Raw genomic sequence first — 26,858 nt, 5'->3', positions numbered from 1 at the left:
CCCTGATTAGCGTCGGCGATCATCCGCGTTACCCGCGGAACGCATGAAGGGGCGACGATGCATCTGTCCAGATCCCCCAGACGGTTGGTGGCGACTGCCGCGCTGACCGGGCTGGCGATGGCCGGGCTCGCCTGGCCGAGCACGGCGGCGGCCGGCGCGGAGGAGCAGAAGACCTATCTCGTGCGGCTCGCCGCGGAGCCCGTGGCGACGTACGAGGGTGACGTGGCCGGGCTGGCGCGGACCAAGCCGGCGGAGGGCGAGAAGATCGAGACGGGCTCGGCCGAGGTGACCGAGTACGTCGAGCACCTGAAGGGCCGCCACGACGCCGCGCTGCGCAAGGCGGGCGGCCGCAAGCTCTACGAGTACGTCTACTCCTACGAGGGATTCGCCGCGCGCATGACCGCCGACCAGGCGGCGAAGATGCGGGCCTTACCCGAGGTCGTGTCGGTGACCGAGGACAGGAAGGTCTCGGTGGCGACCTCCTCGACCCCGGCCTTCCTCGGCCTGGACGCCCGCGGCGGCCTGTGGGACCGGCTCGGCGGCCCGACCGGCGGCAGGAAGGACGGGGGCGCCGGTGACGGCCTGGTCATCGGGGTGATCGACAGCGGCATCTGGGCGAGCAGCCAGAGCTTCGCCAACCCGGACAAGAGTGGCAAGCGGTACGGCCCGCTCCGCGGCTTCCACGGCGGTTGCGCGCAGAGCAGCCCGGACCAGTCGTGGGACGCCACGCTGTGCAACGGCAAGATCGTCGCGGCCAGGCACTTCAACGCCGGCTGGGGCGGGGACGCCGCCGTCAAGGAGCAGCTCCCGTGGGAGTTCCAGTCGCCGCGCGACTACAACGGCCACGGCACGCACACGGCCTCCACGGCGGGCGGCAACCATGACGTGACCGTGACGGGGCCGGCGGCGGCGTTCGGCGAGATCAGCGGCATCGCGCCGCGCGCCAGGATCGCCGCGTACAAGGCGCTGTGGTCCACGCAGGACGCCTCGACGGCGAACGGCTACTACTCCGACCTGGTCGCCGCCATCGACCAGGCGGTGGCCGACGGCGTGGACGTGATCAACTACTCGGTCTCGGGGACCAGCACGGACCTGCTCGACCCGGCCGAGCTGGCGTTCCTGGCGGCGGCGGAGGCCGGCGTGTTCGTGGCCGCGGCGGGCGGCAACGACGGGCCGGGGGCCGCCACGGTGGCGCACCCGTCCCCGTGGGTGACCACGGTCGCGGCCGGCACGCACAACCGCGGCACGAAGGGCTCGGCGACGCTCGGGAACGGCGCCTCGTACGCCGGCGTCGCGGTGGCCGCCACCAAGGCGGGGCCCGCGCCGCTCGTCGACGCCGCGGCGGCCGCGGTGGCCGGCGCGGACCCGGTCAAGGCCGCGCAGTGCTGGGCCGCCAGGGACAACGGCGGCACGGCGGTGCTGGACCCGGCCAAGGTCAAGGGCAAGATCGTGCTCTGCGACCGCGGCACGACGCCGCGGGTCAACAAGAGCGTCGCCGTCTCCGAGGCGGGCGGCCTCGGCGTGATCCTGGCGAACACCGACGAGAACTCGCTCAACGCCGACCTGCACCCCATCCCCACCGTGCATCTCGCGGTCGGGGACCGGCAGGCCGTCAAGGACTACGCCGCCACGGCCGGGGCCACGGCCACGGTCGAGCAGGCGAGCATCACCACGGACGTCCCCGCCCCGTACGTGGCCGCGTTCTCCTCGCGCGGCCCGCTCCAGGCGGCGGGCGGCGACCTGCTCAAGCCCGACCTGATCGCCCCCGGGCAGGACATCCTGGCCGCGTACGCGCCGCCGGGCGCGAACGGGCTGGAGTTCAACGTCTCCAGCGGCACCTCCATGGCCGCCCCGCACGTGGCAGGGCTGGCCGCGCTGCTGAAGGACCTCAACCCGCGCTGGTCCCCGATGGCCATCAAGTCGGCCCTGATGACCAGCGGCTCCGACGTCAAGGACGGCCCGTCCACCGACCCGTCGGTCATCTTCGGCCAGGGCGCCGGGCACGTCACCCCGAACAGCGCCGCCGACCCCGGCCTCGTCTACGACAGCGGCATCGAGGACTGGACGGCCTTCCTCTGCGGCAGCACCGGCGCCGTCGAGCCCGGGGTGTGCGACGCGCTGGCGGGCAAGGGCCGCTCCTTCGACGCCAGCGACCTGAACGTGCCCTCGATCGCCATCGGCAGGCTCCCCGGCACGCAGCGGGTGACCCGCGAGGTGACCAACGTGGGCCGCTCGACCGCCACGTACACCGCCTCCGTCACCGGCCTCGACGGGATCGACGTCAAGGTGTCGCCGAGCCGGCTGACGCTGCGTTCGGGACAGACGAAGTCGTTCACGGTCACGTTCACGCGGACCACGGCCCCCATGAACGCCTACGTGGGCGGGCAGCTCACCTGGAAGGAGCGCAGGCACACCGTGCGGACGCCCGTCGTGGTGCGCCCGGTGCCCGAGAAGTGGGCGGCCACGTACGGCGTCGCGGGCGGCCAGGACAGCGCCGAGTTCATCGTCAACGACCCCGCGGGCAAGCGGGTCTACGTGACCGGCGCCAGCTACGGCGCCACGCCCGGCCTGCTCAGCCCGAGCATCGCCACCGTCGCCTACGACGCCGCGACCGGCAAGGAGCTGTGGAGCAGGACCTACGCCGGCCCTGCGGGCAACTACGACGAGCCGTTCGCGCTGGAGCTGACCCCCGACGGGAGCAAGCTGCTCGTGGCGGGCATCAGCGCGGGCACCGAGACGGGCACCGACGCCGTCACGCTCGCCTACGACGCGGCCTCCGGCGAGCCGCTCTGGACGGCCCGCTACACCGCGGCGAACGCGCACTCCGACCACGCCAACGCCGTCAAGGTCGCACCCGACGGCAGGACCGCCTACGTCACCGGCATGACCACGGTCGGCGACAACGGCGAGGCCGACTACTTCGTCGCGGCCTACGACACCGCCGACGGCAAGGAGAAGTGGCAGGCCCGCTACGACGGCCCCGGCAAGGGCACCGACGACGCCCGCGTGATCGAGCTGACCCCCGACGGCACGAGGCTCTTCGTCAGCGGTCAGAGCCAGGGCGAGGAGGGCACCGGCCTGTCCGACTGGGGCACGGTCGCCTACGACGCCGCCACCGGGCAGCAGCTCTGGACGGCCAGGCAGGACGGCCCGGCGAACCGCATCGACGTGCCTTCCGGCATGGCCGCCGACGCCGGGGCCGTCTACGTCACGGGCAGCATCGAGACGCAGGACACCCAGAGCGACGTGATGACGATCGCGTACGACGTCACCACCGGAAAGGAGCTGTGGACCGACCGCTACGACGGCCCCGGGCACGAGAGCGACACCCCGCACGACCTGACGCTCGCGGGGGGCAGGCTGTACGTCACCGGCAACACCACCGGCGAGGGCACCGGATCCGACTTCACCACCCTCGCCTACGACGCGGCCACCGGGCAGCGGTCCTGGGTGCAGCGTTTCGACGGGCAGGCCAGGAACGAGGACTACGCCTGGGCCGTCAGGGTGACGCCGGACGGCGGCAAGGTCGTCATCGCCGGTCAGAGCGCCGACGACCAGGCGAAGGGCACGGACTACGTGACCGTCGCGTACGACGCGGGGAGCGGCGAGCAGCTCTGGGTCGGCCGCTACGACGGCGCGGTCGGCGCTTCCGACAACGCCCACGGCCTGGCCGTGGACGCGACCGGCGCCGATGGGGTCCGGATCTTCGTGACGGGCGCCAGCGGGACCGGCGGCACGCCTCCGTTCGCCCTGGAGGTCGACTTCGCCACGGTGGCGTACTTCGAGCCGTGGAAGCAGTGACGTCCTGACGAAGGAGCGCCCCCCGGAAATCGGGGGGCGCTTCTGTTGTTTCGGAAGTGATTACAGCGGGTAAGGCCCGGGTTAATTCTGAGCTGCCTGATCTTCAGGAGCCCCAGATGTCCCGTATCACGCTCACCTCCGCAGCCCGTGAAGCTCTCCGCGACGGAGAAGTGGTCTTCTTCGACTGGCACGTGACCGGCCTCTGCTGCGCGGACGCGGGGGAGTTCTCGGTCAGGGCGCTGAGCCGCGCCAAGCTGCCCCGCCGGGCCCGCCCGCTGGGGCCGACCGGCCTGGCGTACGCCCATCCGACCGCCTGGCTGCATCTCGCCGACCTCCCCGTCACGATCGACTGCCGCCCGCTGTGGCGCTGGCGGCGCTTCGTCTCCGATCTGCCGCCGGACGCCGGTCTGCGCTGCTGCCTGGGGCGCCCCATATATGGCCCTCACTACGGGAGGTAATCGGTGAAGGTGCGTTCCATCATCATCTGGACGGCGGTGGCCATCGTCGGCGCCGTGGGGTGGGCGGTGCTCGCCCTGTCCAGGGGCGAGAACGTCAACGCGGTGTGGCTGCTGTGCGCCGCGCTCGGTTCGTACGCCATCGCCTACCGGTTCTATGCCCGCTTCATCGTGCGCAAGGTGCTGCGTGCCGACGACCGCAGGGCCACCCCTGCCGAGCGGCTCGACAACGGCATCGACTACCAGCCGACCGACCGCCGGATCCTGTTCGGCCACCACTTCGCCGCCATCGCCGGGGCGGGGCCGCTGGTGGGGCCCGTACTGGCGGCCCAGATGGGATACCTGCCGGGCACCATCTGGATCATCGCCGGGGTGATCTTCGCCGGGGCCGTGCAGGACATGGTGATCCTGTTCTTCTCCATGCGCCGCAACGGCAGGAGCCTCGGGCAGATGGCCCGCGAGGAGATCGGGCCGGTCGGCGGGGCCGCGGCGCTCATCGCGGTGTTCGCCATCATGATCATCCTGCTGGCCGTGCTGGCGCTGGTCGTGGTGAACGCGCTGGCGCAGTCGCCGTGGGGCGTCTTCTCGATCGCGATGACGATCCCGATCGCCCTGTTCATGGGCTTCTACCTGCGGGTGATCAGGCCGGGCAGGGTCGTCGAGACCACGGTCATCGGCGTCGCGCTGCTGATCCTCGCGATCGTGGCGGGCGGCTGGGTGCAGGAGTCGAGCTGGGCGCCGTTCTTCACGCTGAGCCCGTCGGCGCTGGCGCTGTGGCTGATCGCGTACGGGTTCGTCGCGGCCGTGCTGCCCGTGTGGATGTTGCTGGCGCCCCGCGACTACCTGTCGACGTTCATGAAGATCGGCACCATCGTGCTGATCGCCATCGGCATCGCCATCACCGCTCCTCCGCTGCGGACCACGGCCTTCACCGACTTCGCCTTCAACGGCGAGGGCCCGGTGTTCGCCGGGTCGCTGTTCCCGTTCGTGTTCATCATCATCGCCTGCGGCGCGTTGTCGGGCTTCCACTCGCTGATCTCGTCGGGCACGACGCCGAAGATGATCCAGAAGGAGACCCAGGTCCGGATGATCGGCTACGGCTCCATGCTCATGGAGTCGTTCGTGGCCATCATGGCGATCACGGCGGCCTGCGTGCTGACCCCCGGGCTCTACTTCGCGATGAACGCCCCGGCGGGCGTGCTCGGCCCGACCGTGGAGACCGCCGCCGAGGCGGTCAGGAACATGGGCTTCGTCATCACCCCGGAGGATCTGCGGGCCGCCGCCGCGGCCGTGCAGGAGGAGACGCTGATCGCCAGGACGGGCGGCGCGCCCACGCTGGCCGTGGGCATCTCGCAGATCTTCTCCGGCTTCCTCGGCGGCGCGGCGCTGCAGGCGTTCTGGTACCACTTCGCGATCATGTTCGAGGCGCTGTTCATCCTCACCACCGTGGACGCCGGCACGCGCGTGGGGCGGTTCATGCTCCAGGACACGCTGGGCAACCTGTGGAAGCCGATCGCGCGGGTGAGCTGGTGGCCGGGGCTGGTCGCGACCAGCGCCGTGGTCGTGGCCGCCTGGGGCTACTTCCTCTACCAGGGCGTCAACGACCCGCTCGGCGGCATCAACCAGCTCTTCCCGCTGTTCGGCATCGCCAACCAGCTCCTGGCCGCCGTGGCGCTGACCGTGGCCACGACCCTGCTGATCAAGAGCGGGCGGCTGAAATGGGCCTGGGTGACGGGCGTGCCGCTGGCCTGGGACGTGGCGGTCACGCTGACCGCCAGCTACCAGAAGGTGTTCTCGCCCGACCCGGGGCTCGGCTTCTTCGCCCAGCGTGACCGCTACCAGACCGCGCTCGACCAGGGACAGCTTCTCGCGCCGGCCAAGACGACCGGCGCGATGCAGCAGATCGTCGTCAACTCCACCGTGGACGGCATCCTGGCGGCGCTGTTCGCGATCCTGATCATCGTGGTGATCGTCGACGCCGCCCGGGTGTGGATCAAGGCGATCCGGGCGCAGGAGCCGCTGCCCGACACGGAGGCGCCGTTCGAGGAGTCGAAGCTCTACGCCCCCGCCGGGCTCATCGCCACCCGCGAGGAGAAGGAGGCGATGGCCAGGGCCTCGTCAAGCGGTTAGCCACCGCTCCGTGGGCCAGCTCTCGCGCCGCCACGCGCTGTCCCAGAACATCCACTCGTACGCCGCCGCCCGGCAGTACGCCTGCGCCATCGCCTCGCGGGTGTCCGGGCCGGCGGCGGCCGCGAGCCGGTCGGCGATGGCCTTGGCCTGCTCGACGGAGGCCGCGAAGCCCGGGTCGGCGTAGGTGGAGATCCACTTGCCGTACGGGTGGCCGGCGGTGTCGCCGACGCGCTCCAGCAGCGCCGTGCCGACGTCCTGGTAGATCCAGAAGCACGGCAGCACCGCCGCCACGACCACCGGGTACGGTGCGGTCAGGGCCGTGGCCTGGAGGTACGACGCGTACGCCAGGCACGTCGGCGAGGTGGGGCCCTTGGCGTCGAGCTCCTCGATGTACCCGGCGTGCAGCATCCGCTCGGCCACCAGCGCCGTGTGCGCGCTCTGCGCCCAGAACGCCGCGTCGCCGGCGTCGCCGGCCCGCACGGACGCCGTGGCCAGCGCCTTGGAGAACGCCTCCAGGTAGCGGGCGTCCTGCACCATGTAGAACCCGAACCGCTCGCGGTCGAGGGTGCCGTCACCGAGGGCGGCGATGAAGGGGTGCTCGTGGATGGCGCGCATCAGCCCGGCCGTGCGCTGCCAGATGTCGTCGCAGAACATGCAGGACCTACCAGATGGCGTGGAAGTGGTGGACAGGACCGTGACCGTGGCCGACGTGCAGGCTGTCGGCCGCGCGCAGCGCCTCGGTGAGGTACGTCTTGGCGGCCCGCACCGCGCCCTCCCAGTCGTCGTGGCGGGGGCGCAGCGCCGCGATGGCCGAGGACAGCGTGCAGCCCGTGCCGTGCGTGTTCTTCGTGTCCACGCGGGGCGCGGCCAGCTCGACCGTGCCCTCCGGCGTCGCCAGCACGTCCACGCACGTCTCGCCGTCGAGGTGGCCGCCCTTGAGCAGCACCTGCCGCGCGCCCAGCGCCCGCAGCCGCTGCGCCTGCTCGTGCATCTCCGCCAGGCTCCCGGCCGGCTTCTCGGCGAGCAGGTCGGCCGCCTCCGGCAGGTTGGGGGTGATCAGGTGCACGCGGGGCAGCAGCGTCTCGCGCAGTGCCGCCACCGCGTCGGCCGGCAGCAGCCGGTCGCCGCTCTTGGCCACCATGACCGGGTCGAGCACGACGTACTCGGGCCGGTACGTGTCGAGCGCCGCCGCCACGGCCTTGATCAGCGGCGCGTTGCCCAGCATGCCGATCTTGACGGCGTCGGCGGGCACGTCGGCCAGCAGCGTGTCGAGCTGCTCGGCGACGAACTCGGCCGGCACCTCGTGGATGCCCTTCACGCCGGTGGTGGTCTGCGCGACCAGCGCGGTGACGACGGTCATGCCGTACGCGCCGAGCGCGGAGAAGGTCTTCAGGTCTGCCTGGATCCCGGCACCGCCGCTGGGATCGGTGCCCGCGATGGACAGGACTTTGGGAACAGCGCTCACGGCTGCGACGTCCCTTCGCTAGTCCGAACTAGATCAGGTTCGACGGGTGTGATCTCAGCCCGGCCTTCCGGGCACCCCGCGTCAAGGGCCCACTGTAACAGGGGTCGTTGTTGACCACACGTTCGAGGATCGGCATCGTAGGGCGGGTGGCCGCTGATGAGACGCGTGACGGGGTCGATCTGACCAACCTGGACCAGCCGCTGTTCGACGGTGCCGACGCCACCAAGCGCGACCTGGTCGACTACCTCGACGCCGTCCGCGACCGCATCATCCCGGTGCTGCGCGACCGCCCGCTCTCGGTCGTCCGCGTGCGCCCAGGGCAGGCGCCGTTCATGCAGAAGAACCTGCCCAAGTACGCCCCCGCCTGGGTGCGGTCGGTGTCCCTGTGGGCGGAGGCGTCGCGCAGGCAGGTGACGTACGCGCTGTGCGACGACAGGAAGACGCTGCTGTGGTTCGCCAACCAGCGGGCGGTGGAGTACCACCCGGCACTGTTCGCCGGCGAGCACGCCACCCACCTGGTGCTCGACCTCGACCCGCCCGAGCACGACGACTCGTTCTCGCTGGCGGTGCGCGGCGCGCTGCTGGTCCGGCAGGCCCTGGAGGACATGGGGCTGGCGGGCGCGGTGAAGACGAGCGGCGCCAAGGGGGTGCACGTGTTCGTGCCCGTGGTGGCGGGCACGGCGATGGACGACCTCGCGGCGGCCACCCGGGCGCTGGCGGCGCGGGCCGAGCGGCTGGACCCGGCGCTGGCGACCACCGCGTTCATCCGGGAGGACCGCGAGGGCAAGGTGTTCCTCGACTCCACCCGGGCGGGCGGGGCCACGGTGGTGGCCGCCTACAGCCCGCGCATCCGGCCCGGCGTGCCCGTCTCGTTCCCGCTGGCGTGGTCGGAGCTGGACCGGGTGTCGCCGCGGGACTTCACCGTGCGGACCGCGCCGGGGCTGCTGAAGGACGGCGACCCGTGGGCCGAGCACATGCCGGCGCCGCAGCGGCTGCCCGCCGACCTCGTCGAGGAGGGACACACGATCCCGATCGCCCGCGTGCAGGCGATGCACGAGGGCAAGCGGCGGGCCCGCGCCCGCCGTACGGAGTGATGTCGCGAATTTGCCACATAGTGGGTCTTCACGGTGATTGTTCGCCGGGTTACGTTCGGGCAGCGGCGCCTCGGGGGGAAATGCCGCATTCCTGGTAACCCATGGGGACCTGTATGCGAAGAATCATCACCGTTCTGATCGCCACCCTCGCCTTACCCCTGGCCATGGCCGTGCCCGCGCACGCGGGCGGCCTCGACGACGCCTTCGCCAAGGTGCTCGTCAAGAAGGTCAAGGGCACCAACGTCAAGAAGCATCTCGACGCGTTCCAGGCCATCGCCGACGCCAACGGCGGCAACCGCGCCGTCGGCACGCCCGGTTACGACGCCTCCGTCGCCTATGTCGAGGGCAAGCTGCGCAGGGCCGGTTACAAGGTCACGCGCCAGCCGATCAACTTCGTCGAGAGCTGGAGCGAGAACAGCCCGCCCGTGCTCGACCTCACCGCGCCCACCACGAAGTCGTACGTGCCCGGCACCGACTTCGTCACCTTCCAGCCCTCCCCGGCCGGTGACGTGACCGCCCAGGTCCAGGGCGTGGACCTGACCCTGCCGCCGACCCCGGCGCCCAGCTCGACCAGTGGTTGCGAGGCGTCCGACTTCGCGGGCTTCGTGCCCGGCCGGATCGCGCTCATCCAGCGCGGCACCTGCCCCTTCGTCAACAAGGTGGTCAACGCCGGCCAGGCCGGAGCGTCCGGGATCATCGTCTTCAACGAGGGCCAGCCGGGGCGTACGGACCCCTTCCCGCTGGACATCGGCGAGTGGCGGGCCGGGATCCCCATGGTGTTCTCCAGCTTCGCCGTGGGCAACGAGCTGGCCGCCACGGCCGGCGCCACCGTCCGGCTCAAGGTCGACGCCAACCTCGTGCTCGGCACCAACGACAACGTGATCGCGGAGAGCCGCTTCGGTGACCCGCGCAACGTCGTCATGGTCGGCGCGCACCTCGACAGCGTGCCTGAGGGGCCCGGCATCAACGACAACGGCTCCGGCAGCGCGGCCCTCATCGAGATCGCCGAGGAGATGGCGCTCGTCCCGACCAAGAACAAGGTGCGCTTCGCGTTCTGGGCGGCCGAGGAGGTCGGGCTGCTCGGGTCCGACCAGTACGTCGCCTCCCTGTCGGAGGCGCAGCGCGACCGGATCAGGGTGTACCTGAACTTCGACATGATCGCCTCGCCGAACTACGCGTACAAGCTGTACGACGGTGACGACTCGGACGGCGTCGGGTCGCCCGCTGGACCGCCCGGCTCGGACGAGATCGAGGAGCGGTTCGAGGCCTTCTTCGGCTCCCGGTCGCTGCCGACCGTCGGCACCGACTTCGACGGGCGCTCGGACTACGGGCCGTTCATCGCCGTCGGCATCCCGTCCGGTGGCATCTTCACCGGTGCCGAGGGCCTCAAGACGCCCGAGGAGGCGGCGCTGTTCGGCGGCACGGCCGGCGTGGCGTACGACGTCTGCTACCACCAGGCGTGCGACACGATCGCCAACATCAACCACACGGCGCTGGACGTGGACTCGGATGCGATCGCGGACTCGGTCGCCCGGTTCGCCTTCAACCTGCGCGGCATCCCGCCCAGGACGGCGCCCCAGGCGGCGGCCGCCCTGTCGGCGGAGTCGGCCACCGGCTGACGATCTGTGACCGGGTGGGCGGGCGGTGCGCCCGCCCACCCGGGCCGCGCTCGGCTCGCGAGGCCGGACGCCTGTACTCAGCTCGCGGGGGCCGGATGGCTGACGGGGCTGCGATGTCCCTGCTTGTCCACCGCCCGCACCCCGAACTGGAAGTTGTCCTTCGACAGGCCCTCCACCGTGTACGAGGTCACGTTCCCCACGAAGCGGGAGTGGGTCCACAACGGCTCGGTCGTGTCCCGCCAGACCACCTCATAACCCGAAATGTCGGGCTCGGGGTTGGCGTCCCACCGCAGCTCGGTGTCGTTCGTGAGCCGGCTCGTCACGATCGCCGCCCGCGAGGGAGAGCGCGGCGCGCGGGCCAGCACCGCCAGCGCGGCCAGGTTCACCTGCGCCACCCGCGCCACGTAGTCGTTCTCGACGAACCGCAGCAGGTCCCCGTACTGCACGCCGTCCTCCACCCGCACGTCCTGGTGCTGGTGCCGGTAGTTCTCGTGCACCTCCGTGAAGCGCACCGCCGCGTACCCCTGCTGCAGGAACGGGATCTGGTCGCCGCCCCGCAGGTACCGGTCCCTGCGGTAGTACAGGCGGGCGTCGAACCAGGGCACGTACTGGCCGGCCGTCTCGTGCACGAACCGGGCGAGCTGCCGCGACACCCCGTCGTTCTCGCCGCCGACCGACTGGCGGACGGCGGCCTGGGCCGGGGTCTCCGAGGTGGGCACGCCCTCGGAGAACACCCGCACCGCCCCGGCGTCCCGCCCGTTCTCGCCGTCGGCGCTGCCCACGATGTCGTTGGTGAACATGCCCTGGACGTCGACGTTGTTCTGCTTGGCCCGCTGGGCGTAGTACGCGGACCCGTACAGGCCCTGCTCCTCTCCCGCGACCGCCATGAACACCACGGTCGCGTCGAACGTGCGGGTGGCCATGACCCGGGCGGCCTCGATGGCGACCGCCACCCCGGAGGCGTCGTCGTTCGCGCCGGGGGCGTCGCAGGTGGCGTTCATGACGTCGCTGCAGCGGGAGTCGTAGTGGCCGCTGACCACGTACGTGCGGCCGGCGGCGGCGTCCTGGGTGCCGCGCAGCGTGGCGACCACGTTCGTGATCACTGTCGGGGCGGGGATGCGCGGCGAGACGGGCTGGACGAACGACTGCTTCTCCACCGTCATGCGCCCGCCGGAGGTGGCGGCGATCCTGGAGAACTCGTCGTGGATCCAGTCCCGGGCGGCGCCGATGCCGCGTACAGGATCGTCCTGGCTGGACAGCGTGTGCCGGGTGCCGAACGAGGCCAGCTTGGCGATGATCCGGCCCAGGTTGCGCGCGTCCACCTGCCGGACCATCTTCTCGATCTCCGGGTCGCGCGGCGCCCCCGCCTCGGCGGCGGGGGTCAGCACCCCGGCGAGCAGGACGGCGGCGAGGAAGGGCAAGGCCGATTTTCGGATGAGTGGTGACAGTGCCATGGCATGGCTCCACAACGGATGGCGGACCTTCGGCGGCCCGGCCAGGGGAACTATCGGGTGATCCGGACGTCGTCCACGCCCGCCTCGACCAGCGAGGCGCCGGAGGCGTCGGCGGCGTCCACGAGGATGCGCACGGTCTGGCCGGCGAACGCGTTCAGGCTCGCCGAGGCCGTGGCCCAGGCGCCGTTGCGGTTGACGGCCGCGCCCGCCTGGCTGAACACCGTGGTGGTCGTGCCGCCGACCACGCGCACGCGCAGGTAGTCGGCGCTGGAGGCGTTCGAGCCGTGCGCCAGGTACCACGAGAACGACAGGTTCAGCGTGCTCGCCGACGGCAGCGTGATCGGCGGCGACTGGATCGAGGTGACCCCGCCGTCGAGGTCGTACGCGCCCGCCGAGGAGCCTGCCAGGCGGCCGGTGACCAGGTCGTTCGTGCCGCTGACCGTGGTGCCGAGCTGCTTGGCGCCGCTGGACGTGGTGGCCTCCGGGTCGCCGCGCTCCCACTGGCCGGTGGTGGCGGTGTCGGTGCCGTTCGGGTTGACGGTCCAGCCCGTGGCCGTCTCGAACGGGTCCGACCAGACGGTCACCGGCGGGACGGCGGTGCCGATCGTCCACACCGCGTACGCGATGGCGTCGGCGTTCCTGTCGAGCGCGGTGTCGTTGACGTTGGCGGTCGTGTCGCAGGCGCGGTGGTAGCAGACGTCGAACGCCTGTCCGGAGGTGCCGCCCCACAGCGTGGCCTGGGCGGCGGTCTTGATGCCCTCCGCGCCGGTGAACGTGCCGCCCGCCGGGATGCCCACGGCGATGAACGGCCCGTAGTCGGAGCGCCCGTCGAAGTCGGTGCCCCGGGTGGGCACGCCGATGGAGGTGAAGTAGTCCTGGAGGGTCCGCTCGAGCTGCGCCGAGCCGGCCGGGCCCGGCCCCGACCCCGTTCCGTCCGAGTTGTCGCCGTCGTACACGAAATAGCCGGCGTTCGGGGAGCCGACCATGTCGAAGTTCAGGTACCCCTTGATCCGCGCCCGCTCGGCGGCCGGCAGGTTGCTCACGTAGAACTGCGAGCCGCGCAGCCCCAGCTCCTCCGCGCCCCACCAGGCGAACCGCAGGTGCTTGGACGGTTGTAAGGCCTGGCGGGACACCTCCAGCGCGGTCTCCAGGATGGCCGCGCTGCCGGAGCCGTTGTCGTTGATGCCCGGCCCGGCGGTCACGCTGTCGAGGTGCGCGCCGACCATGAGGACGTCGTTCGGATCGCCGCCCGGCCAGTCGGCGATGACGTTGTAGCCGGTGGCGCCGTTGTAGGTGAACGACTGCAGGGTGGTGGTGTAGCCGGCGGCGTCGAGCCGGGCCCTGACGTAGTTCGCCGAGGCCAGATAACCGGGGCGGCCGTGGGCCCGGGTGCCGCCGTTGGCGGTGGCGATGGACTGGAGCTCGGTCAGGTGGGCCTTGACGTTGGCCAGCGGGATGTCCGGCGGCGCTGCCGCCCGGGCGGCCGGGGTGGCCAGGGTGGTGGGGGTGAGGGTGACGATCGCCGCGACGATGAGTGTTCTCATGCCGGTTGTCCAGGCGCGTCGGCTGGATAAGAGCATGGCGGCGCCTCCATCCGAGGTCGAGGGTGGAAGATCCCGAGATGGTGCTCACTGGAACGTAACGCCGCAAATCGGGTTCGCCTAGGGCCGGGTGCGGGATGCGTCACGGGCGTCCCGCTGAGAGGCGCCGCCAGGCCGCGCTACGGGCGGGCGGCCTCGCCGGTCCGGAGTGCCGCCAGGACGACGTCCGGCGAGTCGGCGAAGAACCGGATCGAGCTCACCTCGGCCCGGCTGCCGAGCGGTCGCACGACGGTGAGCGGCTCGGCCAGCTCGATCGCCACGTTCACGCGCGAGGAGACCGCCACGGTCAGCCTGCCGTCCTTGACCGCGACCATGCTGTCCTCGTTGTACGACCCCCCAGCCCGCACAGCGGCGATGAGGTCACGGGGCACGCGCACCTCGAAGTAGGCGCCGTACCTGATCCACACCTCGTCACTGGTCACCACATGCGGCCTGGTCGCGCAGCCGGCGGCCATCATGGCCACGAACAGCAGGCCGTACAGGTCGGCGATCAGCACCCCGAACCGCAGCCACTCCGGCACCCCGAGCGCGACCAGCAGCAGGTCGATCACCACGGTCTCGACCGCCATGGCGAACGCGAACAACGTCAGCACGAAGGCCTGCTCCCTGGCGTACGTCACGACGGTCGCGCCCTCGGGCACCCCCTGCCTGCGGCGGCGAAGGACCCACAGCCCGATGGCGGCCAGGCCCTTGAGCTCGAACCCCACGATCCGCAGCGCGACCCGCAACATAACGTTCCTTCCTGTCGGCGGCCTCGCCTGCGATTAGAAACGTTGACGTCGCGTCAAGGTCAAGCTGGGCGCCGACCTCGTCGGCCGGCCGTTCCAGGTAGGCCGCGAACCGGACCCGGTCGGGCTCGTCCCAGGAGGCGGTCAGCTCGGCGAACGACCGGCGCTGCCACGCCCGCGCCCCCGCCGGCAACGCGTGCCCGCTGTCCGTGAGCCGGAGTGCGGCGCGGCGCCGGTCGTGCTCGGAAGTGGCGCGGCCGCCTGCCCGGCCCACCGCCGTGACCGGAACCGCATCAGCCGAAACGAGCTCTTCACAGCGGTCCCCGGCTGAACCCATGCCGGTTCCCGGAAGCGAGAAGGATTTTCGCGAATTCGATTGAACCCGTCCCCGCCCGACCGCGTACAACCTGTCGGACAACAGCACGCACCGACATCGAAAAACGCCACTTGACCTGCGCGAAGGCGGATTTCGAGCGTGCCCTGCCGCGCTGACCGGCTGCCACGGGGATGGCGATGGAATTTCAGGGATGGAGCGACGGCCTGGCCCTGCGGCCGCGCGATTACCTGGGAAAGGGCCAGACGCTCGCCGCTGCCGTCAGGACGGCGGGCCCCCTCAAGGACGAGGCGCTCTACCTGTTCGCGCTCGGCACCGCCGCCACCATGGCCAGGCTGCACCTGGGCGGGATCGCGGGGCTGCGGCTCACCCCCGCCAACGTCCTGATCGGGCCGCGCGGCCAGGCGTTCTTCGCGCCAGGGCCGCGCGACAGCCTGTTCCCCGCCCACGACGTCAAGGACTGGGCCGGCGTGGTCGTGTTCGCGGCGACGGGCCGCGAGCCCGACGACGGGGCCGACCTCGACCGGCTGCTCCCCGCGCTGCGCGCGGTGATCGGCGAGTGCCGCCGCTCCGACGCGGCCTCCCGCCCGTCGGCCGTCGATCTGGTACGCATCCTGCTCGGCCACTCCGGCGCCGCCCAGGGCGCCACGGCACACGAGCTGCTGCTGGAGGCCGAGCGGCGGACCAGGCCGGAGGAGCCGGCGCCGTACGTTGAGCAGGTCGTACCCACGCCGTTCTGGCGCAGGCCGGCGTACCTCACGGGCATCGCCATCGGCATCGCGCTCGTCGCGGGGGCGGCAGGCGCGGTGATCATGATCTCCGGCCGGGAAGGCGGGACGCAGCCGCGCGCGAGCGACGTGCTGAGCGCGGTCGGCCGGCGCACGGCCACGTTCCGCCAGGTGATCGAGGAGACGCCGGCGACGGGGCAGGCGGTGGCCGAGGGCCGGCTGAGCTTCGACCCGGGCACGCCAGCCACGTCGTACGACATGGAACTCACCTGTGGGAACGATCCACGCCCCACCCCGGTGGCCCTCGTCGGCAGCAGGGGCGTGGCGGGCGGCGTGGCGTTCGACGCCGACCATCCGCCGGTGGAGCCGTGCGCGCAGCGGACGGCGGGCACCGTCCGGGAGCTCAGCTCGCCACGCACCATCAAGGGCCTGATCGACGCGGCCGGCTCGAACGTGACCAGCGAGCCCGCCGGCACGAACGGCCGCACGCTGCGCGGCTCCGCCCCGGCCCACCGGGTCAGGGGCGAGGAGGGCCAGGACGCGTGGGCGGGCCTGCCGGCCGAGGGGCCGGTGCGGTTCACGCTGCAGGTGGACGGCCAGGGCCGGCCGGTGCGGCTGCAACTGCGCATGGAGGGCCGCGGCAGCGTGCCCCGGATCATCGAGACCGTCTATCGGGATTGGCGCGCGTTCGAGGCCATCAAGGGGGAGACGAGCAATGGCTGAGGAATTCACCGCGAACCGCCAGGAGGCCGCGAACGTCTCGCGGGACCTCAAGGCCATCCGCGCGGCACTGGACGGCGGCAACGCCGGCGCGCTCGACGCGAAGACCGGGTCGGAGAAGGTCGACGACGCCGTACGGAGGTTCTTCGAGGAGTCCTCCGACAACCGGGAGCGCATGAACCAGCTCCTGGAGCGCGCGGCAGGCCTGCTGGACGCCCTCGTCGAGGGCACCGGCACGCTCGACGGCTCGCTGGCCGACTCGCTCTCGACCAGCACGGGCGGCTCGTGATGAAGGCGCTCGGCCTCGGCGTGCTCACCGGCGTCGTGATCGCGACGGTCGCGGTGTCTCTGGTGTTCGCGCTGACGGACCGGCCGGCGGCCCCGGCCGGCGCGCGGGCCGTGTTCATCGAGGAGCCACCCGGGCAGAGCCCGGACTCCACGCCGACGGGACAGGCCGCCGCGCCCCAGCGGAGCGAGGACCCCACGCCGGACAAGGCCGACTTCGCCGGGCGGGTGTCCTCCGGCGGCGGGCTCGTCGCCCTCTCGGTGCGCGAGGGCAAGGCCATCGGCTACTTCTGTGACGGCCGCCGCGAGATCTGGATGTCGGGCGACGCCCGCGACAACCGCGTGACGCTCACCGCGCCCAAGGGCGGCAAGGCCCTGATGACCGCCGACCTGGACGAGGACGGCGCGATGGGCAACCTCGTGCTCGGCGAGGACGCCTTCCGCTTCACCGCGCCCGTCGTGGAGCGCCCGTCGGGCCTGTACCGGGCGACGGGCCAGGTCCGCGGGGCGTCGGTCGTCGGCGGCTGGATCGTCCTGCCGGACGGCCGCCAGGTCGGCGCCGTCAACGTCGGCGGCGTCGAGCAGCCCGCACCCCGGCTCGTGCCGGGCCGCGCCGTCCGGGTGGACGACGTCACGCTCGCGCCCGAACCCGTGGACGCCTTCATGGAGGAGCTGACCGATGGCTGATCTACCCTTCGGGTTCACCGTGCGCGTGCCCGACTCCTGGTACGAGTTCGACGTCTGGCGCGCCGGCCGTACCGGTGACCTGGCCCGCCTGGTGGACGCCCGCGTGGCGGCCACGCCGGAGCTGGCCCCGCACCGGTCGGTGCTGCTGAAGGTGCTGCGCGAGGTCGCCGACCTGGCGGCGAGGCACGGGGCGATCTTCGGCGCGGCGATGACCGACCACGTGGAGGACGCCGGCACCGTGCTGGCCACCCTCATGGTCCTGCACACGCGGGGCCGTTCCGACCCCGAGGGCAACACGGTCGAGGCGATCGCCTCGGGCATCGTCGCCGTGCCGCCCAGGCCCGGCACGCCCGGCTGGCGCGGCGTCGAGATCGTGGAGCTGGACGCGGGCCGTGCCGTACGCGTGACCGGCGTCGAGACCGGCGAGCTCGACTCGGTGGTCATGCAGACCCTCATCCCCGTGCCCGGCGGGCACGGCGTGCTGGACCTGGTGCTCACCAGCCCGCACCTCAGCCTGGCCGAGCCCATGCTCGACCTGTTCGACGCGATCAGCGCCACCCTGGCCTGGTCCGACCCCCAAGGAGAGTGAACCGTCATGGCAGGTGGGACCCATCACCTCAGCTTCCCGCAGGTGGAGAACAGCGCCACCCGGCTGAACAAGGAGAAGGAGGACATCGAGAGCCGGCTGACCCAGCTCAAGGCGATGATCGACCAGCTCGTCAGCAGCGACTTCGTCACCGAGCGGGCCTCGGGCAAGTTCCAGCAGGACTACGACCAGTGGAACAACGGCGCCAGGCAGGTCATGCAGGGCCTGGAGGGCATGAGCCAGTTCCTCAAGACGGCCATCGCCAAGCACCGCGAGCTGGACGCCTCGCTCAGCGGCGGCGCGGGAGCGTGACGCCATGCCGGGCGGATGGGACGTGCTGGGACTGGCCGGCGACCCCGCCCCGGGGGACCCCGGGCAGGTCAGAGGGCTCGCCGACCGGCTGCTCAAGGAAGCGCGGCTGGCCGAGGACAACACGGCCAAGCTGAGCACCGTGTCGGGTGACAGCTCGGCGCTGCGGATGCGCGGCGACTACGCGGCCCGCTACGCCGAGGCGCTGGGCGAGCTGCCCGGCGAGCTGGCCAAGCTGGGCAAGGCGTACCGGGGCGCCGGCGAGGCGCTGATGACGTACGCGGGCAGCCTGGAGGCGGCCAGGACCCAGGCCGGTACGGCACTGCGCCGTGGCCAGGAGGCCGCGGCCCAGTCGCAGGGGGCGCTGCGCGAGATCCAGGCGCAGCTCCCCGGCCCGGTACGCGACGTGCCCGAGGCGGAGTCGGCCCTGGCACAGGCGGACCCGGCCACCCAGGAGGCCACCCGCTCGGCGCTGCAACGGGCCCGCCGGGCGGAGGACGACCGCGCGCGGGCCCGCCGGATCGCCGAGGAGGCGGCCACGTTGCGCGCGGACGCCGAGACCCGGGCCACCCGGGAGATCGACCAGGCGCTCGAAGGCAGCGGCATCAAGGACAGGTCGTGGCTGCAGAAGGCCTGGGACACGATCAGCACGCCGTTCAGGTCCTGGGACGACTTCGTGGCCTTCGCGGGCACCATCGGGGCGGTGGCCGGGCTGGTGGTGCTGGTCATCGGCACCGGCGGCGTGGCCGGGGTGATCCTGGCCGGCGTGGCGGTGGCCGCGGGCGCGGTGGTGCTCGGCGACGCGCTGAACAAGTACCGCCAGGGCAGGGGCTCGCTGGGGCAGGTCGGGCTGGCCGCGCTCGGCGTGCTCCCGATCGGCAAGGGCATCGCCCTGGCAGGCCGCGGCGCCAGGGCCGTGATGGGCATGAGCGGCACGATCCGCGGCGGCGGGGGGACGCTGGCCGGCACCGGCGCCCTGAGCGTGCGCGGCGGCGGGAACGCGCTGGGCTCGCCCTCGCTGCGTACGGCCGTGCGGAGCGGCGGCGCCCGCCAGGGCACGGCCGCGACCGCGTCGTGGCAGCGCGGCCGCCAGTTCTTCAGCCAGGACCCGGTGCACTTCCCGACCGGCACCGTGCTGCTCCCGCAGACGGACGTCGAGCTGCCCGGCGTGCTGCCGCTCCACCTGGAACGCACCCACCTGTCCACGTACCGCACCGGCCGCTGCTTCGGCCGCTCCTGGGCCTCCACGCTGGACCAGCGGCTGGAGGCCGACGCCGACGGGCTCTGCCTGGCCACCGAGACCGGGGCCCTGCTCACGTTCCCGTACCCCGAGCAGGACCGCCCCGCGTACCCGGACGACGGGCCCCGGCTGGCCCTGCGCGAGACCGACGACGGCTACACGGTCACCGACCCCCTCACCGGCCGGACCACGCACTTCGCCGAGACGACCGAGGCCGGCGTGCTGCCCGTCGCGGCGATCACCGACCGCAACGGCAACCGCCTGGACGTGCGCTACACCGACGGCCTGCCTTCCGAGATCGTCCACTCCGGCGGCTACCACCTGGACATCGAGACGTCCCAGGGCCGCGTCGTGGAGATCCGGCTGCGCGGCGCCGGACAGCGGCTGCTCTCGTACGCCTACGACGAGGCCGGCGACCTGACCGAGGTGACCAACTCCTCCGGCCTGCCGCTGCGCTTCACCTACGACGACGACGGCCGGCTGACGCGCTGGAAGGACCGCCTCGGCACCTGGTACGCCTACACCTACGACCTGGAGGGCCGCTGCGTGTACGGCACCGGGTCGGCGGGCGTGTTCAACACCGAGCTCTCGTACGGCGACGGCGTCACCCGGGCCCGCGACTCGCTCGGCCACGTCACGACCTATCACCACAACGAGCTGCTCCAGGTCACCGCCGAGACCGACCCGCTCGGCCACACCACCCGCTACCTCTGGGACCACCACGACCGGCTGCTCGCCCGTACGGACGCGCTCGGCCGCACCACCCGCTACACCTACGACGAGGCGGGCGCCCCGCTGTCGGTCACCCGCCCGGACGGCGCCACCAGCCGCTGCACGCGCGACGCCCTGCACCTGCCGGTCACCGTCACCGGCTTCGACGGCGCCACGACCATCCTGCGCCACGACGCCCGCGGCAACCTCGTCGCCATCCTGCGCCACGACGACCGTGGCAACCTCGTCGCCACCCCCGACACCACCCGCGCCTACGACGACCGCGGCCACCTGACCACGATCACCGACGCGCTCGGCCACACCCACACCATCACCTCCGACCCGGCCGGCCTGCCCCTGACGATCACCGACCCCACCGGCGCCACGACCCGCTGCGAACGCGACGCCTTCGGCCGCGTCACCTCCGTCACCGACCCGCTCGGCCACACCACCCACTACACGTGGACGGTCGAAGGCCGCCCCGCCACCTGCACCGGCCCCGGCGGCGCGGTGGAACGCTGGACCTACGACGCCGAGAACAACCTGGTCGAGCACGTGGACGCGATGGGCGAGCCCACCCGCTTCGAGATCGGCCCCTTCGACGTCCCCACGGCCCGCACCACGCCCGACGGCGCCCGCCTGGAGTTCGCCTACGACACCGAGCTCCGCCTCACCAAGGTCACCAACCCGCAGGGCCTGACCTGGCACTACACCTACGACCCGGTGGGGAACCTGGTCCAGGAGACCGACTTCGACCACCGCGTGCTGAGCTACCTGCACAACCCCGTGGGCAACCTCACCGAACGGATCAACGGCGCCGGCCAGTCCACCAGCTTCGTCTACGACGTCCTGGACCGGCTCATCGGCCGCCGGGCGGGCGACCGCCTGACCACGTTCGACTACGACCCGCTCGGCCGCCTCGTGCACGCCGCGAACCCCGATGCCGACCTCACCATCGGCCGCGACGCCCGCGGCCGCGTCGTCCGCGAGACCTGCAACGGCCGCACGCTCACCTCCGCCTACGACGCGCTCGGCCGCCGGGTGCTGCGCCGCACGCCGTCCGGGGCGGAGACCGTCTGGACGTACGACGCCCGCGACCTCCCCCTCACCCTCGAAACGGCCGGCCAGACCCTGCACTTCACCCACGACCAGGCGGGCCGCGAGACCTCCAGGACGTTCGGCGCCGGCATCGCCCTGCTGCACGACTGGGACGACGACGGCCGGCTCCACTCCCAGACCCTCACCAGCGGCCCGGCCGGCCGGATGGTCCAGCGCCGCACGTACGGCTACCGCAGGGACGGCGAGCTCACGGAGATCGACGACCTCCTCTCCGGCCGCCGCCGCTTCGACCTCGACCCCGCCGGCCGCGTCACCGCCGTCCACGCGACGGGCCGGCCGGAGACGTACCGCTACAACACCGCAGGCCAGATCACCGACGCCACCTGGCCGGCGCCGGGAGACTCGCAGGGCCCCCGCGCGTACACCGGCACCATGGTCCGCCAGGCGGGCCGCACCCGCTACGAGTACGACCGCCAGGGCCGTACGATCCTCCGCCAGCGCAAGGGCCTGTCCACCAAACCCCGCACCTGGCACTACACGTGGGACGCCGACGACCGCCTGACGGCCGTCACCACCCCCGACGGCACCCGCTGGCGCTACCTCTACGACCCGCTGGGCCGCCGTATCGCCAAGGAACGCGCCGACGGCGCCCACCGCACCGACTTCACCTGGGACGGCCTCACCCTGGCCGAACAGTCCACCGACGACCGCACCACCTCCTGGGACTGGGCCCCCGGCTCCTTCCGCCCCCTGACCCAGACGGAACGCTCCCAGCCATGGGTGGACGAACGCTTCTACGCCATCGCCACGGACCTGCTGGGAACACCCGCCGAGCTGGTGTCGGCGGAGGGCGAGATCGCCTGGCGCACCCGCCGCTCCCTGTGGGGCGCCTCACCGGACGCGATCACGTCGGACGCCGACTGCCCGCTGCGGTTCCCCGGGCAGTACGAGGATCAGGAATCGGGGCTGTTCTACAACTTCCTGCGGCATTACGACCCGGATGCCGGGTGTTACGTGGCGGCGGATCCGATCGGGTTGCGGGGTGGGTGGGATCCGCACGCGTACGTGCTCAATCCACAGGTGTGGATGGACCCGCTGGGTCTGACCCCCTACGGGATCTGGACCAGGACGCGTGGGATGTCCCGGGTCGAGAACGCCTATGATCACTGGGCACGGCACGGAAGCGACTTCCCGCACCTGAACAACGCGAAGGAGTATGTGGAGGAGGCGACGGACTTCCTGACCGGCAGCCATCCCGGCGTGCTCACCAAGACCCGGTCGAACGGCGACGTCGTTCGCTACGATCCGCAAACGGAGCAATTCGGTGTGGCGACCGCCCAGGGCGTGCCCCGCACCTACTACAAGCCGGATCCACAGCGCCATCCTCATCCCACGAACTTGGACTACTTCAATGCCCAATGACGGCGACATGCACTGCCGGGTTTGCGGTCTGCTCCAGTCGGAGCCTCCGTGGGGTGATGACGGCATGACACCCAACCGGGCGATCTGTGCCTGCTGCGGCACCGAGTTCGGTTACGAGGACTCCTCCCCGGACTCGGTGCGCCGTGCCAGGGAGGAATGGATCGCCAATGGATGCCCCTGGTTCCGCAAGTCGAAGCGGCCCCCGGACTGGAACATGGAAGAGCAGCTCCGCCACGCCCAGCGCCTCTAAAGCACCGCGAACTGCACCAGATCCAGCCGCCGAGCCGTCCCCATGTACGCCCGCCCCACCGGCCCCCCGAAGAACTGGTCCGGCTCCAGGTTGATGCCGTGCTCGCGGGCGTGCACCCGGCTGGTGGGCGTCAGCAGGAACCGGGTTCCCGACCGCAGCACCTCGCTCACCTCGCCCGACAGTGCCCGCCGGTGCCCCTCCAGCAGCGGCGTGGCGTCCCCGCACAACACCAGCGCCCGCCGCCCCAGCTCCGACGGCGCGAGGATGTCCTGCAGCAACGTGGGCAGGGTGTCGAACCCCTGCTCCCTGGCCGTGACGGTCACCTGGTCGAGGTCGTCCACCACCACCGCGTACCGTTCCCCCTCGAAAGCCTCCACGGCCTCCCGCAGGGCGGCGTCCGTGAACGAGGTGCCCGCAAGCGCCCGCGCCTCGGGCAGCGAGCGCACCAGCGGCGAGCGGGGCGGCCCGATGGCCAGGACCCGCACCCCCGCCCGCAGCAGTACGGTGGCCATGACCAGCGCCGCGTTGCTGCGGCCCGAGCCGGAGGGGCCGGAGACCAGCACGAGGTGGGGACCGAGGTCGAAGAGGTCGAGCTCGACGGGGGTGACGTCGGGGCCGCCGACGCCGATGGCCTGGTCCGGCAGCTCGCCCAGCGGGACGGCGGCCGGGAGCGGCGGGAAGGGCTTGGGGCCTTGGGCGGGGCGGGCGTGGGAGGGGCGGCGGGCGGGGGCGGGCAGGTCCTCGGGTGGGAGGCAGATCTGGGCGTGCAGCCCGCCGGCCGCCTCGATGGCCCGTCCGGCGAGTACGGGCGGCGACACCATGCCGGACGTCAGGTACGACCGCCGCGTCTCCTCCCGGGGGAACGGCAGGAACAGCCGCCGTGAGAACAGGTCGGGCGTCTTGCCCCGCAACATGTCGTGCCCGCCCACGGCCACCGTGTGGACGCCCACGGGCGGCCCGCCGGCCACGATCCCGCGCAGGGTGACGAGCAGCGGCGTCTCGAAGAAGTCGGGGCTGCCGCGATCCTCGAAGTACTCCCACCCGTCGATGACGAGCACGATCACCGGCGCGGACGGCTCCCCGGGCGACAGGCGGGCCAGCCGCCGCCGCTCCACCTCCTCGGCCAGCCACGTCACCAGCCGCCTGATCCGGTCGGGCTCCCCGCCGCCGATGACGGCCCCGCAGTGCGGCAGCGACGCGTACGCGGCCAGCCCGCCCGGCTGGTTCTCCACCACGTACAGCCACACCTGCTCGGGCGAGCAGCGCGCCGCCAGGCTGGAGATCAGCGTCCGGCAGAACGTCGTGCGCCCCGACTGCGGCCCCCCTGCCACCATGAGCCGCTCGGTCCCGCCCAGGTCCAGCCCCATGGCGGGCTGCGCCTGGTTGGCCGGGTCGTCCAGCAGCGCGAACGGCACCCCGCCCGCCCCCGGCAGCGCGGTCAGCGGCAGCGCGGCGGGCAAGGGCGGCAGCAGGGGCCGGAACGGCGGCTCGGTGGACAGGCGCGGCGCGGCCTCCAGCACGGCCGCGATGGCCAGGTCCTGGTCGGTACGGCTGGCCCGCGGCGCGTCCCGGAGCTCCGGCCTCGGCAGCCCGAGCGCGGGCCAGGGCGTCAGCCGGGCGGTGGCGGGGGCCGAGCCGGTGGGCGGCGGGTCGCCCAGGTAGCCGGTCTGGAAGAGCTGGGGAGTGCGCTGCTCGCCGCCCACCCGCATGATCATGCCGCGGCCGCGCAGCCGTGACGGGATCGTGGCGGCGTCGGGCACGCCGAGCACCTCGGTGCTGTCGGAGGGCTCGTTCTGGCGCAGGGTGATGCGCAGGGAGATGTTGTTCTTCAGCTCGGGTGACAGCTTGCCCTGCAGCGACTGCGTGGCCAGCACCAGGTGCATGCCGAGCGAGCGGCCCTTGGCGGCCACGTTCACCAGCTCGCGCAGGAAGTCGGGCGAGGTCTCCAGCACGCGGGCGAACTCGTCGAACACCATGACCAGCCGGGGCAGCCGCCCTCCGGCGTTCCAGTAGGCGTCGATCTCGCCGCCGTACCTGGCGAGGATGGCCTCGCGCCGCCGCACCTCGGCCCGTACGGAGGCCAGGACGCGGCGGGCGGCGCTCTCGTCGAAGACGTCCGCGGCGGTGTCGCCGGTCGAGCGGATCAGCCCGACCACGTGCGGGCAGTGCTCGAACGGCAGGAACGCGCTGCCGCCCTTGAAGTCGACGAGCACCAGGTTCAGCTCGTCGGGGCGGTTGGCCAGCAGCAGCGAGGTGACCAGGGTCTGCAGCAGGATGCTCTTGCCCGCGCCCGTGGCCCCGCCGAGCATCGTGTGCGGCCCGTCCGCCGCGAGGTCCACGGTCACGGGGCCGGTGCCGTCGGCGCCGATGCACACCTTCGTCGTGGGCCCGGGGTCGGCGGCCCAGCGCGCCAGCACGGCCTCGGGGCCGGGGACGCCCAGGCCGAGCGCGTCGAGCAGGCGTACGGCGTCGGGGATGACGCTCTCGGCCCTGGCCAGGGTGAGGCGGTCGCGCATGGGCGCCACGGCGCGGGCGATGCGCTCGGCGGCCTGCTCGCCGAGGCTCTCGGGCTGCACGGCGACCGGCAGGCCCTGGCGGCCCCTGGTGAGCAGCATGCCGGTGCCGTCCAGCTCGCAGACGCCGCGGCACTCGTTCAGGCTGCGCTGGTCGGCGCAGATCACGTACACGCCGACGGAGGGGCCCTCCCGCAGCACCTCCTTCATGCCGGGGATGTCGCGTAACGCCCGCGCCCCGTCGAGGACGACGACGATCTCCTCGCCGAAGGCGACGCGCCGCTCCTTGGCCTTGAGCCGCTCGGTGACCAGGTCCTTGAGCTCCTCGATGCGTTCCGTGCGGGTCTCGGGCGTGTTGCCGACCAGGCACGGTACGGGGGCGTCCACGTTCAGGTGCGGCAGCCAGCGCGCCCAGGCCAGGTGCCCGCCCCCGGACGCGGTGATCACCACCAGCCGCAGCTCGTCGGGCGCGCGCAGGGTGCCGAGCTGGACCAGCAGCCAGCGCAGCAGCGCGTCCACCGGCTCCGGCGGGCCGATGACGCCCAGCACGCCGATCTGGCGCAGGTCCACGGTGACGGGCACGCCGCGCAGGACCGGCGGCGTGAACTCCGGCCACGGCTCGCCGTCGAACGTGATCGTGGCCGGCTCGTCCGCCACGCCGACGCGCAGGGTGAGCCCGTCGGGCGAGTCGGCGTTGCGCGGCCACAGGCCCGGCCCCTCGTGAGTGGCGGCGAACGTCAGGTCCACCTCGTCGGGCGCGACGACGTGCCGCAACCACTGCTCGTGCACGACGTGCTGCCTGATGCGTTCAAGCGTGTCGCGTTTGCGCTGGTCGAACTCGCGCTCTTTCTTCTTGCGCTGCCGCCCTTCCACCCACTGCGTGCCGAAGAACGTGATCGGCGTCAGAATTCCGAACAGCAGAAAATATGGACTTTTCAACAGGACTGCCATCGCGATCGATATCGGCAGCGGCAACAGTGACGAAATCAGCGCCACGGCGATATTGCGCTGCGGGATCTCGTTCCTGGGCATGGTGATGCGGGCGCCCGCGACGGCTGGGGCGGGGGAGAAGGCCCGGTCGAAGTCGATGCGGCCGTCCCGCGCGCGGGTGGTCCTGAGCCGGGTGGACGGCAGCGGCGCCCACCGCATCCGGTCGTCGCCCACCTGGAGCACCCCGTCGGGACGCAGCGCCACCGGGCTCTGGACGCGCAGCTCGTTCACCAGGGTGCCGTTGCGCGAGCCGAGATCGACGACCGTGGCCTCGCCGGTCCACGACACGTCGAGGCGGGCGTGCCGCCTGGACGCCTTCTGGTCGCGCGGCAGGCTGAGGTCGGTCCACTCGCGGCCGATGACGTAGCTGCCGGGGCTGAGCCAGATCACCCGGCCGGCGTCCGGGCCGGCGAACACGCGGATCGCGCCCGCCGCCGCCAGCGGCCGCCAGGGCTGCGTACGCTCCGGCTCGCCCACGCTGATCGTCGCCCCCGGCACCAGGGGGCTGTCGGCGACGCGGGAGTCGGGGTCGAGCTTGTCGCCGCCGACGTAACAGGGGCGGCCTCTGACGGGGAAGGGCAGCGCCCGCAGCAGCGAGCCGACGAGGGTCTCGGGCTCCGCCGTCACCTCGGCGTCGACGGCGGTGGAGGCCGCCGGATCGCGGATCGTCAACCGAA

18 protein-coding genes and 1 riboswitch are annotated in these 26,858 nt (G+C 72.4%); of the genes, 12 read left to right on the top strand and 6 right to left on the bottom strand.

From position 1 onward, the window contains the following. The first annotated feature begins 57 nt into the window (after nt 1-57). The 3 genes from HD593_RS53405 (at nt 58) to HD593_RS53395 (ending at nt 6,386) form a co-directional block, all read left to right on the top strand. Nucleotides 58-3,801: a S8 family serine peptidase gene (locus tag HD593_RS53405; RefSeq protein WP_185110491.1), complete on the top strand. Its 3,744-nt coding sequence runs from the start codon at nt 58-60 to the stop codon at nt 3,799-3,801. A 116-nt stretch (nt 3,802-3,917) separates the two neighbouring features. Continuing rightward, entirely contained in the window at nt 3,918-4,259 is a 342-nt protein-coding gene (locus HD593_RS53400; protein WP_185110490.1) for a hypothetical protein, read from the top strand. A gap of 3 nt (nt 4,260-4,262) precedes the next feature. Beyond that, a complete protein-coding gene (locus HD593_RS53395; protein ID WP_185110489.1) occupies nt 4,263-6,386 on the top strand; it encodes a carbon starvation CstA family protein in 2,124 nt (707 codons plus the stop codon). Here the strand turns inward: HD593_RS53395 and HD593_RS53390 are convergent. Together HD593_RS53390 and thiD are read right to left on the bottom strand one after the other, a co-directional pair. Continuing rightward, nucleotides 6,375-7,040: a TenA family protein gene (locus HD593_RS53390; RefSeq protein ID WP_185110488.1), complete on the bottom strand. Its 666-nt coding sequence runs from the start codon at nt 7,038-7,040 to the stop codon at nt 6,375-6,377. The two genes, HD593_RS53395 and HD593_RS53390, sit on opposite strands and share 12 nt — an antisense overlap. Before the next feature lie 7 nt (nt 7,041-7,047). Further along, complete coding sequence (thiD, locus tag HD593_RS53385; protein WP_185110487.1) at nt 7,048-7,851, bottom strand: bifunctional hydroxymethylpyrimidine kinase/phosphomethylpyrimidine kinase; 804 nt, start codon at nt 7,849-7,851, stop codon at nt 7,048-7,050. Beyond that, nucleotides 7,845-7,940: riboswitch (TPP riboswitch) on the bottom strand. (Overlaps the previous gene by 7 nt.) A 57-nt stretch (nt 7,941-7,997) precedes the next feature. Between thiD and HD593_RS53380 the strand changes: the two genes are divergently transcribed. Together HD593_RS53380 and HD593_RS53375 are read left to right on the top strand one after the other, a co-directional pair. Next, nucleotides 7,998-8,945 carry a DNA polymerase domain-containing protein gene (locus HD593_RS53380; protein ID WP_185110486.1) on the top strand — a complete coding sequence of 316 codons (948 nt, stop codon included), beginning with the start codon at nt 7,998-8,000 and terminating at the stop codon, nt 8,943-8,945. Nucleotides 8,946-9,058: 113 nt separating this feature from the next. Further along, nucleotides 9,059-10,564: a M28 family peptidase gene (locus tag HD593_RS53375; RefSeq protein WP_246547230.1), complete on the top strand. Its 1,506-nt coding sequence runs from the start codon at nt 9,059-9,061 to the stop codon at nt 10,562-10,564. Nucleotides 10,565-10,641: 77 nt separating this feature from the next. Here the strand turns inward: HD593_RS53375 and HD593_RS53370 are convergent, their stop codons facing one another. The 3 genes from HD593_RS53370 to HD593_RS53360 form a co-directional block, all read right to left on the bottom strand. Beyond that, on the bottom strand, nt 10,642-12,018 hold the full coding sequence (locus HD593_RS53370; protein ID WP_185110484.1) for a M28 family metallopeptidase: 1,377 nt from the start codon (nt 12,016-12,018) through the stop codon (nt 10,642-10,644). Nucleotides 12,019-12,068: 50 nt separating this feature from the next. After that, nucleotides 12,069-13,562, bottom strand: a complete 1,494-nt coding sequence (locus HD593_RS53365) for a M28 family peptidase (protein WP_185110483.1) — start codon at nt 13,560-13,562, stop codon at nt 12,069-12,071. 176 nt (nt 13,563-13,738) lie between these two features. Further along, nucleotides 13,739-14,350, bottom strand: coding sequence for a hypothetical protein (locus HD593_RS53360; RefSeq protein ID WP_185110482.1), 612 nt, complete (start codon nt 14,348-14,350; stop codon nt 13,739-13,741). Nucleotides 14,351-14,860: 510 nt separating this feature from the next. Between HD593_RS53360 and HD593_RS53355 the strand changes: the two genes are divergently transcribed. The 7 genes from HD593_RS53355 to HD593_RS53325 all read left to right on the top strand — a co-directional run bounded on the left by HD593_RS53355 (nt 14,861) and on the right by HD593_RS53325 (nt 22,678). After that, nucleotides 14,861-16,132 carry a protein kinase family protein gene (locus tag HD593_RS53355; protein WP_185110481.1) on the top strand — a complete coding sequence of 424 codons (1,272 nt, stop codon included), beginning with the start codon at nt 14,861-14,863 and terminating at the stop codon, nt 16,130-16,132. Continuing rightward, a complete protein-coding gene (locus HD593_RS53350) occupies nt 16,125-16,418 on the top strand; it encodes a hypothetical protein (protein WP_185110480.1) in 294 nt (97 codons plus the stop codon). Before HD593_RS53355 ends, HD593_RS53350 begins: the two co-directional genes overlap by 8 nt. Continuing rightward, nucleotides 16,418-17,101 (top strand): hypothetical protein, encoded by a 684-nt coding sequence (locus tag HD593_RS53345; RefSeq protein ID WP_185110479.1) that lies wholly within the window; start codon nt 16,418-16,420, stop codon nt 17,099-17,101. Before HD593_RS53350 ends, HD593_RS53345 begins: the two co-directional genes overlap by 1 nt. After that, nucleotides 17,094-17,690 carry a hypothetical protein gene (locus tag HD593_RS53340; protein WP_185110478.1) on the top strand — a complete coding sequence of 199 codons (597 nt, stop codon included), beginning with the start codon at nt 17,094-17,096 and terminating at the stop codon, nt 17,688-17,690. The genes HD593_RS53345 and HD593_RS53340 overlap by 8 nt, the downstream gene beginning before the upstream one ends. A 6-nt stretch (nt 17,691-17,696) precedes the next feature. Continuing rightward, nucleotides 17,697-17,999 carry a WXG100 family type VII secretion target gene (locus tag HD593_RS53335; RefSeq protein WP_185110477.1) on the top strand — a complete coding sequence of 101 codons (303 nt, stop codon included), beginning with the start codon at nt 17,697-17,699 and terminating at the stop codon, nt 17,997-17,999. A gap of 4 nt (nt 18,000-18,003) precedes the next feature. Further along, complete coding sequence (locus HD593_RS64100) at nt 18,004-22,428, top strand: DUF6531 domain-containing protein (RefSeq protein WP_185110476.1); 4,425 nt, start codon at nt 18,004-18,006, stop codon at nt 22,426-22,428. 64 nt (nt 22,429-22,492) lie between these two features. Beyond that, nucleotides 22,493-22,678 (top strand): hypothetical protein, encoded by a 186-nt coding sequence (locus HD593_RS53325; RefSeq protein WP_221525398.1) that lies wholly within the window; start codon nt 22,493-22,495, stop codon nt 22,676-22,678. On the opposite strand, the gene HD593_RS53320 is transcribed toward HD593_RS53325, so the two are convergent. Continuing rightward, a complete protein-coding gene (locus tag HD593_RS53320; protein ID WP_221525397.1) occupies nt 22,675-26,853 on the bottom strand; it encodes an FtsK/SpoIIIE domain-containing protein in 4,179 nt (1,392 codons plus the stop codon). The two genes, HD593_RS53325 and HD593_RS53320, sit on opposite strands and share 4 nt — an antisense overlap. Nucleotides 26,854-26,858: the final 5 nt, after the last annotated feature.

This window comes from Nonomuraea rubra (assembly GCF_014207985.1).
GTDB lineage: Bacteria > Actinomycetota > Actinomycetes > Streptosporangiales > Streptosporangiaceae > Nonomuraea > Nonomuraea rubra.
Note: the sequence above shows the minus strand (reverse complement) of the source record. Positions and strands in the feature narration are given on the sequence as shown.

What these genes read in the sequence shown, in the direction of transcription:
- HD593_RS53335 (WP_185110477.1), top strand. Translation starts at nt 17,697, where the DNA reads ATGGCAGGTGGGACCCATCACCTCAGCTTCCCGCAGGTGGAGAACAGC.
- HD593_RS53350 (WP_185110480.1), top strand. Translation starts at nt 16,125, where the DNA reads ATGGCTGAGGAATTCACCGCGAACCGCCAGGAGGCCGCGAACGTCTCG.
- HD593_RS53390 (WP_185110488.1), bottom strand. Translation starts at nt 7,040, where the DNA reads ATGTTCTGCGACGACATCTGGCAGCGCACGGCCGGGCTGATGCGCGCC.
- HD593_RS53405 (WP_185110491.1), top strand. Translation starts at nt 58, where the DNA reads ATGCATCTGTCCAGATCCCCCAGACGGTTGGTGGCGACTGCCGCGCTG.
- HD593_RS53325 (WP_221525398.1), top strand. Translation starts at nt 22,493, where the DNA reads ATGACACCCAACCGGGCGATCTGTGCCTGCTGCGGCACCGAGTTCGGT.
- HD593_RS53345 (WP_185110479.1), top strand. Translation starts at nt 16,418, where the DNA reads ATGAAGGCGCTCGGCCTCGGCGTGCTCACCGGCGTCGTGATCGCGACG.
- HD593_RS53400 (WP_185110490.1), top strand. Translation starts at nt 3,918, where the DNA reads ATGTCCCGTATCACGCTCACCTCCGCAGCCCGTGAAGCTCTCCGCGAC.
- HD593_RS53365 (WP_185110483.1), bottom strand. Translation starts at nt 13,562, where the DNA reads ATGAGAACACTCATCGTCGCGGCGATCGTCACCCTCACCCCCACCACC.
- HD593_RS53370 (WP_185110484.1), bottom strand. Translation starts at nt 12,018, where the DNA reads ATGGCACTGTCACCACTCATCCGAAAATCGGCCTTGCCCTTCCTCGCC.
- HD593_RS64100 (WP_185110476.1), top strand. Translation starts at nt 18,004, where the DNA reads ATGCCGGGCGGATGGGACGTGCTGGGACTGGCCGGCGACCCCGCCCCG.
- HD593_RS53340 (WP_185110478.1), top strand. Translation starts at nt 17,094, where the DNA reads ATGGCTGATCTACCCTTCGGGTTCACCGTGCGCGTGCCCGACTCCTGG.
- HD593_RS53360 (WP_185110482.1), bottom strand. Translation starts at nt 14,350, where the DNA reads ATGTTGCGGGTCGCGCTGCGGATCGTGGGGTTCGAGCTCAAGGGCCTG.
- HD593_RS53375 (WP_246547230.1), top strand. Translation starts at nt 9,059, where the DNA reads ATGCGAAGAATCATCACCGTTCTGATCGCCACCCTCGCCTTACCCCTG.
- HD593_RS53355 (WP_185110481.1), top strand. Translation starts at nt 14,861, where the DNA reads ATGGAATTTCAGGGATGGAGCGACGGCCTGGCCCTGCGGCCGCGCGAT.